The 12,574-nt window shown below is 60.2% G+C and carries 12 protein-coding genes; 4 read left to right on the forward strand and 8 right to left on the reverse strand.

Annotation, left to right across the window (positions count from 1 at the left end; genetic code table 11):
- Nucleotides 1-5: 5 nt before the first annotated feature.
- The 4 genes from NKJ73_RS14485 to NKJ73_RS14500 all read right to left on the reverse strand — a co-directional run bounded on the left by NKJ73_RS14485 (nucleotide 6) and on the right by NKJ73_RS14500 (nucleotide 3,167).
- Nucleotides 6-956 carry a cytochrome c gene (locus tag NKJ73_RS14485; RefSeq protein WP_352569879.1) on the reverse strand — a complete coding sequence of 317 codons (951 nt, stop codon included), beginning with the start codon at nucleotides 954-956 and terminating at the stop codon, nucleotides 6-8.
- Between the two features lie 9 nt (nucleotides 957-965).
- The gene (locus NKJ73_RS14490) at nucleotides 966-1,409 is read right to left on the reverse strand and encodes a c-type cytochrome (RefSeq protein WP_352566539.1); all 444 of its coding nucleotides are present in this window, start codon (nucleotides 1,407-1,409) and stop codon (nucleotides 966-968) included.
- A gap of 175 nt (nucleotides 1,410-1,584) precedes the next feature.
- On the reverse strand, nucleotides 1,585-2,181 hold the full coding sequence (locus tag NKJ73_RS14495; protein WP_023677850.1) for a superoxide dismutase: 597 nt from the start codon (nucleotides 2,179-2,181) through the stop codon (nucleotides 1,585-1,587).
- A 107-nt stretch (nucleotides 2,182-2,288) separates the two neighbouring features.
- Complete coding sequence (locus tag NKJ73_RS14500; protein WP_352470990.1) at nucleotides 2,289-3,167, reverse strand: branched-chain amino acid aminotransferase; 879 nt, start codon at nucleotides 3,165-3,167, stop codon at nucleotides 2,289-2,291.
- A gap of 151 nt (nucleotides 3,168-3,318) precedes the next feature.
- Between NKJ73_RS14500 and NKJ73_RS14505 the strand changes: the two genes are divergently transcribed.
- The 4 genes from NKJ73_RS14505 (at nucleotide 3,319) to NKJ73_RS14520 (ending at nucleotide 7,684) form a co-directional block, all read left to right on the forward strand.
- Nucleotides 3,319-3,981 carry a haloacid dehalogenase type II gene (locus tag NKJ73_RS14505; RefSeq protein ID WP_023677852.1) on the forward strand — a complete coding sequence of 221 codons (663 nt, stop codon included), beginning with the start codon at nucleotides 3,319-3,321 and terminating at the stop codon, nucleotides 3,979-3,981.
- Nucleotides 3,982-4,155: 174 nt separating this feature from the next.
- A complete protein-coding gene (locus NKJ73_RS14510) occupies nucleotides 4,156-4,980 on the forward strand; it encodes a L,D-transpeptidase (RefSeq protein WP_023677853.1) in 825 nt (274 codons plus the stop codon).
- Between the two features lie 552 nt (nucleotides 4,981-5,532).
- Complete coding sequence (locus NKJ73_RS14515) at nucleotides 5,533-6,588, forward strand: hypothetical protein (RefSeq protein WP_031213483.1); 1,056 nt, start codon at nucleotides 5,533-5,535, stop codon at nucleotides 6,586-6,588.
- Nucleotides 6,589-6,787: 199 nt separating this feature from the next.
- On the forward strand, nucleotides 6,788-7,684 hold the full coding sequence (locus NKJ73_RS14520) for a hypothetical protein (RefSeq protein ID WP_352569880.1): 897 nt from the start codon (nucleotides 6,788-6,790) through the stop codon (nucleotides 7,682-7,684).
- 420 nt (nucleotides 7,685-8,104) lie between these two features.
- On the opposite strand, the gene NKJ73_RS14525 is transcribed toward NKJ73_RS14520, so the two are convergent.
- The 4 genes from NKJ73_RS14525 to NKJ73_RS14540 all read right to left on the reverse strand — a co-directional run bounded on the left by NKJ73_RS14525 (nucleotide 8,105) and on the right by NKJ73_RS14540 (nucleotide 12,491).
- On the reverse strand, nucleotides 8,105-8,296 hold the full coding sequence (locus tag NKJ73_RS14525; RefSeq protein ID WP_023679340.1) for a DUF6494 family protein: 192 nt from the start codon (nucleotides 8,294-8,296) through the stop codon (nucleotides 8,105-8,107).
- A gap of 811 nt (nucleotides 8,297-9,107) precedes the next feature.
- Nucleotides 9,108-10,250 (reverse strand): MFS transporter, encoded by a 1,143-nt coding sequence (locus tag NKJ73_RS14530; RefSeq protein WP_245274795.1) that lies wholly within the window; start codon nucleotides 10,248-10,250, stop codon nucleotides 9,108-9,110.
- Between the two features lie 801 nt (nucleotides 10,251-11,051).
- Nucleotides 11,052-11,321, reverse strand: a complete 270-nt coding sequence (locus NKJ73_RS14535; RefSeq protein ID WP_352532616.1) for a c-type cytochrome — start codon at nucleotides 11,319-11,321, stop codon at nucleotides 11,052-11,054.
- A gap of 132 nt (nucleotides 11,322-11,453) precedes the next feature.
- A complete protein-coding gene (locus tag NKJ73_RS14540; RefSeq protein WP_352569881.1) occupies nucleotides 11,454-12,491 on the reverse strand; it encodes a YncE family protein in 1,038 nt (345 codons plus the stop codon).
- Nucleotides 12,492-12,574 lie beyond the last annotated feature (83 nt).

Consider the following 12,574-nt stretch of genomic DNA (forward strand, 5'->3'; position numbering starts at 1 on the left):
GGCCGTCAGCTCGACGGCTTCTTGCGCGCCGGATAGCCGTTGGGGTGCGGCGGCACGGCTTTCAGGTAGGCGGCGATCGCCGCGCGGTCCTCCGGGGTCAGCACGGCCATGTTCCGCTGCACGTCTACCATTGCGCCGCCGACCGTATCGAAATCCGGCGTGAAGCCGGTTTCGAGATAGTTGGCGATGTCGGCCTCGGACCAGTCCGCGATGCCGCCCTCGCCCGACGTGATGTTCGGCACGATGCCGCTGCCTTCGGCGGCGGCCGCACCTGCCAGCCATTGGCTCTTCCTGGTGCCGCCGGCAAGATCCCGCGGCGTGTGGCATTCGCCGCAATGGCCGGGGCCTTCGACCAGATAGCGGCCTGTCAACACCGGATCCGGTGTGCCGTCGGGAAAGGAAACGACCGGCTGGTCACTCAAATAGAGCAGCTTCCACAAGCCAAGACCGCGTCGGACGTTGAAGGGAAATGCCAGCGAATTGGCGGGCGCCTTGCCGGCGACCGCGGGTAACGTCTTCAGGAATGCATAGAGATCGGCAATGTCGGCCGGCTTCATGCGCGCGTAGGAAGCATAGGGAAATGCCGGATAGAGATGCTCGCCCGACGGCGACACGCCCTTCAGCATGGCGTTGGCAAAGTCCTCGACCGACCAGGCGCCGATGCCGTCCCTGGTATCCTGCGATATGTTCGGCGGCACGAAGGTGCCGAATGGCGTCTTGAGTTCAAGGCCGCCCGCCAGCTGAAGACGGGCGTCGCCTTGCGAGCCAGGCTTGGCATGACAGGATGTGCAGCCGCCGGCGTAGAAGATGCGCTTGCCCCTGGCGGCGTCGCCAGGACCAAGCTCAGCCAGCGTTGCGGCATCGAGCCTGACCGGAGCCGACAGGAACCAGCCGGCAATCGCGGCCGCGCCGCCCAGAACGAGGGCGGCGCCGACAAGTTTCTTCAGCAAGCGCATTGCCCGCTATCAGCCTTTTTTCACCCTGTAGTTTTGATGACAGTTGCCGCAGCCGCCGCCAATGGTGTTGAACTGCGCCTTCAACGCGTCGGCATCCGCAGGTGCTGCGGCGACCGCCGCCTTGACGTCGGCGAGGTACTTGCCTTCAGCCGTCTTGAAGCCGGCCATGTCCTGCCAGATTTTTGGGGACGCCGTCGTGTCGCTGGTGTCGCTGCCCGCCGGGAAAAGCGTGTCGACGCCGGCATGGAATTTCTCGGCATTGACCTGCAGTGCCTGCAACGCCGTCAGCACCGAAGCGGCGTCGTAGGGCGTCTCGCCCTTGACCACTTTCGACAATCCGGCGGCGATCTTGCCACGTTCCTTCATCAGGGCCTGCCGGTCGGCTACCGGGTCGGCAAATGCCGCCGAACCGGCGAAGGCGAGCATCGAGATGGCGAGGATAAGCTTTCTCATTCACTTGGCTCCATGTTGAAGGCAAATTCAGAATGCGGTCCCACCCCGATGACAAACGGCAAGGATGGCTTAAAAATTCCGACGCTTCGCCTCACGCTTGCGTGAAATTTTTGCAGCTGTCGTTCTGATGCAGAAAAAGAAAAGCCCCGGTTCTGCCGGGGCTTTCTGGAACGGATCAGGCCTTTTCGTAGAGTTCGAGCACATAGTCCCAGTTGATGAGACTGTCGACGAAGGCTTCGAGATATTTCGGCCGGGCGTTGCGATAATCGATGTAATAGGAATGTTCCCAGACATCGACGCCGAGGATCGGCGTCGCGCCATGGACGAGCGGGTTCTCGCCATTCGGCGTCTTCGAGATCGCCAGCTTGCCGTCCTTGACCGAGACCCAGGCCCAGCCCGAACCGAACTGGGTGGTGCCGGCGGCGATGAAGTCGGCCTTGAACTTGTCGTAGCCACCAAGATCGCTGTCGACCGCCTTTTGCAATGCGCCCGGCAGCTTGTTGCCACCGCCGCCCTTCTTCATCCATTTCCAGAAATGGATGTGATTGTAGTGCTGGGCGGCATTGTTGAAGAGGCCCGCATTCTTGCCGAAGGACTGTTTGACGGCCTCTTCGACCGACAAATCGCCCATGCCCGCCTCGGCGGCCAGCTTGTTGCCGTTATCGACATAGGCCTTGTGGTGCTTGTCGTGGTGATATTCCAGCGTTTCCTTGGACATGTAAGGCTGCAAAGCCTCGTAATCATAGGGCAAGGCGGGCAATTCAAAAGCCATCGGTCGTACTCCCTCGTGGAAAAATCCGGTGTCGATACCGGACTAACATAGGACTGGATTGGTCTGGAACAACTCCGGAAACGAAGCGCCGGCCGCTTTTTAGCGGGTCAGCCGGGCGAAGTCGAATGCGCCCATTCCCAATAGAGTTCGCGCGCCTTCTTGGCCACCGGTCCCGGCTGCAGATTGCGATCCTCGATACGGGTGACCGGCACGACTTTCGAGTGGTTTCCGGTCGAGAAGATTTCGTCCGCCTCCAGGAAATCGCGGATCGACAGCGTCTTTTCCGTCGTCGTGAAACCGTATTCGCCTAGCAGGGCCATGGTGCGCGCGCGGGTAATGCCGGACAGGAAGGTGCCGTTCGGCGCCGGCGTCAGGACATGGCCGTCCTTGACCAGGAAAATATTCGAGGTGCCGGTCTCGGCGACATTGCCCAGCATGTCGAGCACGAGCGCATTGTCGAAGCCGCGCATCTTGGCTTCGAGGATGGCACGGCCGTTGTTGGGATAAAGGCAGCCGGCCTTGGCGTTGGTCGGCATGGTCTCGATGGTCGGGCGCCGGAACGGCGACACCGTCACCGAAAACCCCGCCGGCGAGATCATCGGCGATTCGTAGAGGCAAAGGCAGAAACGCGTCGAGGCCGGGTCGGCCGGCACGCCCATATAGCCGCCATGCTCGGCCCAATACATCGGCCTGATATAGACCGCCGTCTTGCCGTCGAACTTCTTCAGCCCGTCCCAGGTCAGGCCGACGATCCTGTCGGTGCTCATCGTCGGTTTCAGACCGAGCGCGATCGCCGAGGCATTTACCCGCGCTGCATGGCGATCGAGATCGGGAGCGACGCCCTCGAACCAGCGAGCGCCGTCGAACACGCTGGTGCCGAGCCACATGGCGTGGCTGCGCGGCCCTAGAATGGCAACATTGCCCTCGTACCAGTCGCCGTCGACGAAGGTCCATGTCGCGGATTGCGCCGCTGTCGCCAATGTCATTGCCAGGTTCCGTTCGATGCTTGTTGCGGCGCATTGGAAGATGCTTTGGCGGCCGCCGTCAACCGGCATGGCTGAGATTTGTTGAGGCCAGCGGGCTGGCGGACTGCAATCAGCGCTTGCGCCTTGCCTTATGCGGCCTCAAAACTGTCGAATGCAGTTCGCGGCTTACGTTTTCGACGCCTATGGCACGCTGTTCGACGTGCATGCGGCCGTGCGCCGTCACGCCGACCAGATCGGGCCGGACGGCCAGTTGCTGTCCGATATCTGGCGCGCCAAGCAGCTGGAATATTCCTGGGTCAGGACGCTGATGGGGGCCTATGCCGATTTCTGGCAGCTCACCGAGCAGGCCCTCGACTTCGCCCTGCGCAAGGTTCCATCCGCCGATGCCGGGCTGAGGGCGAAGCTGCTCGAGGCCTATTGGCGGCTGGACTGCTATCCGGAGGTACCGGCCGTGCTCAAGGCGCTCAAGGCATCGGGGGCAAGGCTGGCGATCCTGTCCAACGGTTCGCCTGAGATGCTGCAAGCGGCCGTCAAGTCCGCCGCGCTCGACCAGGTCCTGGACGACGTCTTTTCCGTCGACAGCGTCAGGCGCTTCAAGACCGATCCGTCGGTCTACGACATGGTCACCACGGGCTGGCGCCTCTATCCGGGCGCTGTCTCTTTCCAGTCATCCAACCGCTGGGACGTCGCCGGCGCCACCAAATTCGGCTTCAGGACAGTGTGGATCAACCGCGCCAATCAGCCTGAGGAATACCGGGATTTTCCACCGGCCCTGATCCTGCCGTCCCTTGAAGGTCTGGTCGCCGGGGGGTGACACCGGAAATGTTGCGTCGGCGCAACAGTGACGATCCGGTCACAGCTTTGCCTTTGCTTGTCCACCCTGCGGCCAGAATTGGAACCGCCTATCGCGCCGGGCATTGCTCGGGCAACCGCGCGCAACAGGACGCATTTATGCTTTGTTGCGATTTGAGACTTAAAAAAGGCAATCATGTTCACACCCCCATCGTCCTCTTTTCGCCTGAGCCGTCGCGGTTTTCTCAACGCAGCAGCCCTTGGCGCCGCCTCGGTCGCGGTCTCCAGTTGCACCACGCTGTCGCAACAACCGGTCGAGCCACCGCCGCCGACCTATGTCGAGCCGGCGCTCGGCGACTATGTGACGATGTATGGGCCGATGTCGGATGGCGGCTTCGAGCTGCCGGCCATACCGGCCGACAAGATCGACCCGCAGTTCCTGCGCCAGATCGTTGACGATCCGACCGGGCAGCAGCCGGGCACCATCGTCGTCGACACCACCAATCACTTCCTCTACCTGGTGCGCCCGGGCGGCCAGGCGATCCGCTACGGTGTCGGCCTCGGCCGCGCCGGCTTCGAATGGTCGGGCGATGCGGTGGTCCAATGGAAGCAGAAATGGCCGAAATGGACGCCGCCGGACGACATGATCGCCCGGCAGCCGGAGTTGAAGCCGTACAGCGCCGACAATGGCGGCATGCCCGGTGGGCTCAAGAACCCGCTTGGCGCGCGGGCGCTTTATCTCTTCCAGGGCAACCAGGACACGCTCTACCGCTTGCACGGTTCGCCGGAATGGCGGTCGATCGGCAAGTCGGTGTCGTCGGGCTGTGTGCGCCTGATGAACCAGGACATCATCGATCTCTATGATCGTGTGCCGAACAAGACCCCGGTCGTGGTGACGGCCGACATCGGTCAGCCGATGGTGGCGACAGCAAACCGCAAAGCCATCCCGATCGACGCTGGCGTGCCGGAAGGATCGATCCTGCTCGGCCCGATAAAATCGATCACAAACTCGATCTTTTGAGCTGGTCGAAAGCGCGGAGGCGGGATTGCTCACGGCTCCTGCTGGCTTTGCCGAGCGTCGGCTTGCCCGTGCCCGCTTTTAGGTCCGATGCTTATGCCGAGCCCCCCGATAGCCGACATTCAACGCAACCAGCGTTCCCTACCCATTGCTGCCCGTCCTGGGCCGTTTCTCCTTCCCGAAACCCGACGTTGAGCGCAACCAGCGCTCCTGACCCTTGCCAGACATTCCAAGGCCAGTGATCGCGATCGTCGGCTATGGATTATTGTTTGCGGTCATTCAGCCCGACGGTTCGAGGCTGTTTGCGATGAGCGGAAGCGGACCTTCCCCGATGTGACCATACTGCGACGCCTCGGCTCGGAAGCGGAGCGTCCACTAGGGCGCCGGATCGCTTCGGATTGATTTGGCTAAGAGAGGTGGAAGCTGTTCGCGTCTATCCGCGACGTTGACCATAACAATTACCGACCATGATCATCTTGACATGCACAATAAGCAGTAGCCTGCGACCACGTTGACCCTTAGTCTGCAACCGTAGGCAACGGTTCAATACGGGTCATGGCAACGCAACTTACTCGGTCGGCGGTTCGCATTTACGGGGCGTTGTCTGCACTCGGAAATGACAGCGGAAACGTGCTGGAAGGGTTGCTGCCGTTCTTCGATCCGATCTTGCGCCGTCACAATGGCAGCAAACTCGACCCAGATGTCATCGCCGCAGCAATTCGCGATATGTACAAGTGGAACTTCAACTCCGATCTGGTCGAGACATTTGTCCCTTACTTAGAGCGTCACGGCTGGATTGTTGCTGACATCGCAGGTGCCAAGGATACCACGTATACGATTCAGATGGCTGACAACGGCGAGCCGGATGCATCCACTCAGACCGTTGAGGCTGAGCTACGCCGCATCGCCACTCAGTTTAAGGAGTTCTCCGAAGCGCTTTCGCCACTCACTACAATCCCCCGAGACGTCGAAGAGTTCGAGGACATCCTTGTCGAATGGCTCCTTTACGTCGAAGCGTTCAGCGAGAAGAGCATCGAGTTCAAAGCGGGCGTCAAACCGGATGCGTCAGGAAAGCTGCGGCAGGTAGTAGAAATCCCCAATACGACCTCCCTCCGAGACGAAGAGAAATTCCTGTGCGCGCGCTTCGTCAAACATGCAATCGAGGAGAACCAAGGCAGTGCTGAGGTACTTGCCCGGATTGCAGCTATCGGGCTTCTGACCGAGGTCGTTCAGGACTTTGTGAAGCCGGTGACCTCGGTCGATAAGACCGACCTCGTTGTCTATCTGGATGCGCCAGTTGCGATGGAACTTCTCGGTGTCTCCGGGAAGTTGGCGCGCGAGAACACTGCCCCTGTCGTGGCCGAACTCATCAGGATCGGGGCCTCGGTTCGAATTTTCGGGCAGAGCCTCGACGAGATAAAGAATAACCTGCAAGCCGTCTTGAAGAATCCGCGCCCTACAGGCCCGACTGCGCATGCCCTATTGAGGCGTGAGGTCTTGCGGGAGTATGTGAACGAGGTGTCGCGCAACCCTGCTCCCCTGTTGGACGCAGTGGGTGTGAAGGCTACGTATCGAACCCGGGAGCAGGCCATCCGAGCACCAGTTCTTTAACAAGGACAACTGGCAGGACCTTTACGGCAGGCTCAGTTACGCCGAGAATCCGTTGGCGCGTGAACACGACACCGACATCACTGCCTTCATTGTCAGACAGCGGCGGGGCAGAACTAGCCGAGACATATTCAAGTCGCACGCGGTCGGCCTGACTCGGAACGGTCTTCTTGCCCAAATTGTCCGCCGAGCGTGTGTCCAAATGAGCGGACTGCCTGACGAAACGGTGCCGCCCGTCGTTCATCGCCGCGTACTTGCGACCGCCATCTGGCTCCGCACAGGCATGGGGGCCGGTGATCTCAACATTCCAAAACGAATGCTGCTGGCAAGCTGCGAACATGTGCTCGCGATCCGTCCGGGAGTGGTAGCGGCCGTGAAGCGGCTCACTGATGCGCTGGGGGATGACGACAAGAGCCGCCAGCTCGATTTGCTGATTTCGCAGGATCGCAGCGCGCAGGCCCTCATGGATAAAACGCTAGGTGTGTCCAACGTCGTGACCGAGGAAAACCTCCCGCTTTTGTGGCAGGAGATGCTGCATCCGCACCTCGAAGAGGAACGTCAGAAAGGGCTGGAAGCGGTCAACAAGGCAAAAGCCGAAGGGAAAAAACGGTTAAACAAGGTCAATGAACGAATTGAGACGATACAGAAGGAGAGGGAGCAAGAAGCAACAATCTTGGGCGCAAAGCTGGAGGCCAAGCACCGTGAGGACCGTTATGCGATTGAGGCCCTTTGCACTGATGTCGAGGGGACCCTTCGCCGCAACAGAGCCGTCAGAATCGGCATTGGTGTGGTCTTGGGCTCGATCTTCTCTGTTCCGCTGCTGTTGGACACAACGCCAATAATTCGAGCGGCTTCTTTCGTTATTGGCTGGTTGCTGGCCTACCTTACTGCCACGGGTGGAAGGTTGCTCGGGATCAGCACCGATGAAACGCAGGCACTCAAAGCGCTGCATTCCGCCGCAGAGCGCAGGAAGCTAGTGAGTAAGCTCGACCAATTCGACGTTAGCTGGAACAAGACTGCTTTCGTCGTTGCGGACCAGCCGGAGCTACCCTCTCGTGATCGCGTCGATCTGTTCAGCTTGAGCAACGCCGGTAAGTAGAACCGCGTCGCAAGCGACGACGTTTTAGAAGGTGGCAGCGCAGACGCCTCCCCCGACGGTGATGACCCCTAAAGGCCGCCAGGCAAATGGTAGGGTGCACGCCTCATGATCGCAATGAGGCCACGTGACTGTTATGTCCGTCCGCGCTATCGAACGGCAAGTAATGGGATCGAGACATTCCGTTAGTAGCTGACCAATGACCGTTCGTGGCGCGATCGAGGCGATGCTGACTTCGCCTACTCAGCAGCTGCCAGCGCGGGTCAAACGGCTTGGTTGGGTCGGTCTTTCGCGTTCCCTCAGAGTCGCAAGAGCGTGGGGTGAGCGGTACTACATCGACCCGGCCAGACGCCATTCCAACCGCTGATCCGTCTCGACGGCTTTCGGCCGCGTTGGACGTTTCGCTAGGTCGCTTCGCCCGGCTTATGGAAGTTCGATCTCGCCGTCCACCACGTGGTTGAGGCCGGTGCCTTCCGCCGTCAGCGTCATGCGGACCTTCAGCTTCTTGCCGCCGATTTGCCCTTCGCGCACCGTCTCCTCGATCTTGCGCTGTGAGGTGACGCCGACTTCCTTCAGGAACTTGCGGATCGACATGTTGACGGCGTCTTCGCTCATGGCGGAACTCCTCTGTGTCCGGAAGGGATTGTAAGGGAAGGCAAGGGATCAAGGAAGCAGGACGGTGACGTACGGTTTTATTGAAATAGACCTCGAGCCGGGAGGAGACGTCGGGTCCTTAAACTTGATCGACCCCTGGCAGGAGGAGTGGAACCGATCGACGTCTTGCGCAGAAGGAGCACTATGACGGCCATCTCGGCCTTGATCTGACCGATCAGGAAAAGAGTGATCTGATCGAGTACCTCAAATCGATCTGATCAGCACTCGGCGCTTCTTTGGGTTCGATTGGGAGGAAAGACCATTAAAGAAGATCGTGGTGAGATAAATTGCGGGTCGGCACAACGTAAGCCAGGCCAAGCGCTGTCTCGCCGGAAATTTCTTAAGGCGTCGACGACCGGCGCGGCGATTTGCCGGTGCAGGTGGGCTTGCTTCCTGCATGACAGGTCAGCCTGCGGCGCGCGGCGCCGAAACAACCCCAAAGCCTGTGGCGCTTTATTAGGATGTTCCAAACAAAGGTCGCCGCTGCGCCGGGTGCACCCATTTCCTGAAGCCGAATGCATCCTAGATTGTCGCGGGTGAAATCAGCCCCGATGGTTGGTGCCGCTTTTACAAAGCACGGCCTGCCTGATCGGCAGAGCCCAGCGGAGACTTTCGTTGTCTGCTGCGCTGCGGGTGATGGTCTGCAGGCATCGCGTCGAGGATGTCGGGTCACATCAGGCATTCGACAAGTCCGGAGTCAGAGCCGAAGTGATCGACGATCTTTCCAACATTTGCCTTCGCGATTGACCCCTCCCCGTCAAGCACCCAAATATCAGCGTTCCTCCGGCGGCTTGAGGTGCCGAAACTGCATCAGCAGCAGCAGATCGTAAGCGATCTTCAGTGCACCGCAGATGAGGAGGGGCCAAGCCCGGAACGAGGCAGCGAACAGAGCGCCCGCCAGGGCGGGACTGGCTGCGGCAGCCAGGCTGCGCGGGACCGATGTGAAGCTCGCGGCGGCTGCCCGCTCCGCCTCCGTGACGACCGCCATGACGTAAGATGAGCGCGTCGGGACGTCCATCTGCGAAAGCGCGGCACGGATCAGCAGCAGGGCGAGCGCCAGAGGGAGCGTCGGCGCAAGGGCCGCCAGGATCAGGGCGATGCTGGACGGAATGTGTGTGAACACCATCGTGTTGATGAGTCCGATGTGCCGCGACAGCCAGGCGGCAACGGGGAATGAGAACGCCGAAAGGACGCCGGACCAGAAGAAGAAAAAGCCCGCTTCCGAAAGCGACAGGTCGAATTTTTCGAAAAGCCACAGGGCAAGCAGCGACTGGACGAGGAAGCCGCCGGCAAAGGCATCAAGGCTAAAAAGGGCCGCAAGCTTGAAAACGATATTCCGCGAGGGGCCAAGCGCGGACGTGCTGCCGGAGTCCGACGTTGGACGGCGCTGCGGGATCTGCGCGTAAAGGAGACCGCCGAGCAGGCCCAGCAACGCATAGAGCACGAACATCGCCTTGATGCCGGTGAGTTGATCGAGGCCGGCTGGAGCCAGAAGATCAGGTGTCACCGAAGCGAGCGCGCCAACCGCGGCTGCGAGCGCACCCACAAGGCTGTAGCGCGCGAACATCTTGGTCCGCGCGGCGTCGGTGACTTCGCGTGTGAGCACGGCATGCTCTAAGGGCACGAATACGCTGACGCTGCCGGCCGACGGGTTGATGGTGCCTGCGAAGGCGATCACCAAAAGCAGCGCGTAGTCGTGGACCACAGCAAAGGCCACACCCGTGGCGACCATCAGACTGGCGGCGGCAAACAGGAGTTGGCGGTGATCGTGTCGGGCACCAAGGAGTCCGACGGCGATGGTTAAGAGCGCTGAACCGAGCAGCGATCCGGTTGCTATGATGCCGACCTGCAGAGGCGCGAAGCCTAATGCGAGGAGATAGACCGGCAACAGAACGGCCACAAAGCCGTCGCCCATGTCGCGCAAGGCTCGGGCCGCAAAAAGAAAAGTCGCCGGGCGGATCTGCTGCACTGATCTAGCCTGCCCTCATCACCTGCGTTGGCGTCACCGGCTTTGGCAGCGTCGCTCGACAGGGCCGGAAGATCATGACGGAGTCGCGTTAGACATTCCAGCGAGGCGAATATCGGTTTCAATCCTCAGGCTGCCGCCCAACAATGCTGATTCATATCGTGTCAAGGCTTGCAACGACCGAAGACGCAACTGGCGCATATTGCGCTTGGCTGTCAAGGTCGGGAATAGGGTCAGAACCTGCCCGTGACCTTGCATACAGGACGTGCGGACACCAAGCTCCACCCACTTCACCGTGCCGAGCGTCATATACACCAACGCGTCGCCCCGGTTGTCCTCAGGTAGTCCTCAAGTTGGCCCGCGTGAATTCGCGGCGCGGGACGGCGGCAGCGGAGATGGCGGCGCGCTCTGTCTCGAAGATGTCCTGCGTCTGTCGCAACCTGAAAAGAAGGCTGCCATCGCGGAAGAAGTTCCGTCAGATCGTGGTCGCGGACGCGGACGTTGCGTGGCAGTCATGACCAATTGAACCGGACAATCCAACCTACCCACGTCTTACCAAGTTAGGACCGGTGATCCCAGCAGCGCCCTCCGCGACAAATTCGAACCTGGCTATCAAGCGTCACCGCCCTGGGCGGCAGGGAAGATTCGTCGCCTGATGCGCGAACACGATCTACAGCCGAGGATCAGGCGGCCCTTTGTCGCCACGACCGGATAGCGATCACGACCGCCCTTCCGCAGTCCCTGTACGACTCACTTGCGAAACGCAGCCGGTGCACGGTCTTCACCTCCAGCCTGATGATGCCCTTCAGAGGCTTCGGTGATTTTCTCGTATTCCGATTGCGACATCTCTGGAAGACGTCGGGTAAAGGCCACCATCGCCCATAGCTCTTCCTGGTTGTGCGTTGAACCAAACGCAGGCATCCCGGTCATTTTAATGCCGTTTTGCATGATCCAATAGAGCTCAGCATCATCCAACAAGGCGTAATCGAGTCGACCGTCGGCATGTACGGCGATTTGCAAGGTATCGCTGGAAAGGTGATGCAAGAGATTGAGTGCTTAGAGCTCCTGGCCATTGAAGCATCTCCGCCCGATGCCGAATAGGCAATCGGTATGCAGCTCAACAGGAAAACGTCGTCCACACGGGTGCGCACCTCAAGGTGTTGGACGAAACGCCCAGATTGCCGGCAGCTGCTCTCCGCCCGCTCGAACCGCGAGAAGAAGCAGGTCAAGCGCGGGAACAAAGAGCGAAGTGCGCGCACCGGACACAGTCGGAATCTGCGCGATGCGTCGATATGGCGGGTCCCGGGTATCCAGCACGTCAATGAATCCGTCTCCGCAGCTGATGTAGGCTCGCTGCCGTTTCGAGTCGACGAAAACATCGTCGGCATCACCGCAAATCTTCGCAGTCGCGACGAGCGAACCGTCTCTCATGGAGAAGATGCCGAGCCACGCAGGGTGGCGAAAAGCTATAAGGACGTGCTGGTGAGGGTCGTCCAACGCCATCGGAAAATTACCGGCCAAACCGGCGGTCGGCCAGCTTGCGATTTGAGCCAGTGATGTGCGGTCGACGACCGCGATTGAATGAACGTCCGGCAGGTTCACAAAGACGTGGCTCGTCCTCGCGTCGAGCTGAAAACTTTCGGGATGCGCCTTTAGCGGCACATCGCCGGTTTTCCGGTTAGTCGTGGGATTGATGACAGCCAGCGCACCGCTGCCATACCCCACAAAGACCCGATTGGTCGCGCTATCCACGCGAACATTGTCGGCATCTTCCCCTAGGTCGACTTTGCCGATAGCGGCATAATCGGCTCCTCGAAACAATCGAACCGAGCCGTCGCCGGCATTCGCGACATACAGGGTGTCGGTCCCTTGCAGGTAGCCGACACCTTGTGGTTCCCGTAATCCCTTGATTGTGCGAAGCACGGTTCGATGGGTGAGATCGACCACCGCCATGCTGTTGTTGCCGAGTTCTGCAACGAACAAGCGCCGCCTCTTTAAATCGATCGCCATGTGATCGATGCGGCCGCGCACATCTCCGAGTGGGATTCTGGCCTCGAGCCGTAATGGCGGCTCCGTGCCTTGGCCCGCAGCGTCAAACGTCGCAACCGGCAGGTTTGCCGCAGCCATCAAAGCAGTTGCGACAATTCGCGACAATAAGTGAAGTGCAATTGAAAGGAACCTGCCATCCACGCGCGCCATCCCTCAATAGGATCTTGCGCAGTGCTTGACGGAAGCCGTCTGAAGGGGAGACTGCTCATCCCCTCAGTTCAGAT

This window comes from Mesorhizobium sp. M0074, assembly GCF_040322975.1.
Lineage (GTDB): Bacteria > Pseudomonadota > Alphaproteobacteria > Rhizobiales > Rhizobiaceae > Mesorhizobium.

Excerpts from the sequence above, each read along its gene's own strand:
- NKJ73_RS14500 (WP_352470990.1), bottom strand. The coding sequence starts at position 3,167 with ATGACATTGGCGACAGCGGCGCAATCCGCGACATGGACCTTCGTCGAC.
- NKJ73_RS14525 (WP_023679340.1), bottom strand. The coding sequence starts at position 8,296 with ATGAGCGAAGACGCCGTCAACATGTCGATCCGCAAGTTCCTGAAGGAA.
- NKJ73_RS14515 (WP_031213483.1), top strand. The coding sequence starts at position 5,533 with ATGGCAACGCAACTTACTCGGTCGGCGGTTCGCATTTACGGGGCGTTG.
- NKJ73_RS14505 (WP_023677852.1), top strand. The coding sequence starts at position 3,319 with ATGCAGTTCGCGGCTTACGTTTTCGACGCCTATGGCACGCTGTTCGAC.
- NKJ73_RS14490 (WP_352566539.1), bottom strand. The coding sequence starts at position 1,409 with ATGAGAAAGCTTATCCTCGCCATCTCGATGCTCGCCTTCGCCGGTTCG.
- NKJ73_RS14485 (WP_352569879.1), bottom strand. The coding sequence starts at position 956 with ATGCGCTTGCTGAAGAAACTTGTCGGCGCCGCCCTCGTTCTGGGCGGC.
- NKJ73_RS14530 (WP_245274795.1), bottom strand. The coding sequence starts at position 10,250 with ATGGGCGACGGCTTTGTGGCCGTTCTGTTGCCGGTCTATCTCCTCGCA.
- NKJ73_RS14510 (WP_023677853.1), top strand. The coding sequence starts at position 4,156 with ATGTTCACACCCCCATCGTCCTCTTTTCGCCTGAGCCGTCGCGGTTTT.
- NKJ73_RS14520 (WP_352569880.1), top strand. The coding sequence starts at position 6,788 with ATGAGCGGACTGCCTGACGAAACGGTGCCGCCCGTCGTTCATCGCCGC.
- NKJ73_RS14495 (WP_023677850.1), bottom strand. The coding sequence starts at position 2,181 with ATGGCTTTTGAATTGCCCGCCTTGCCCTATGATTACGAGGCTTTGCAG.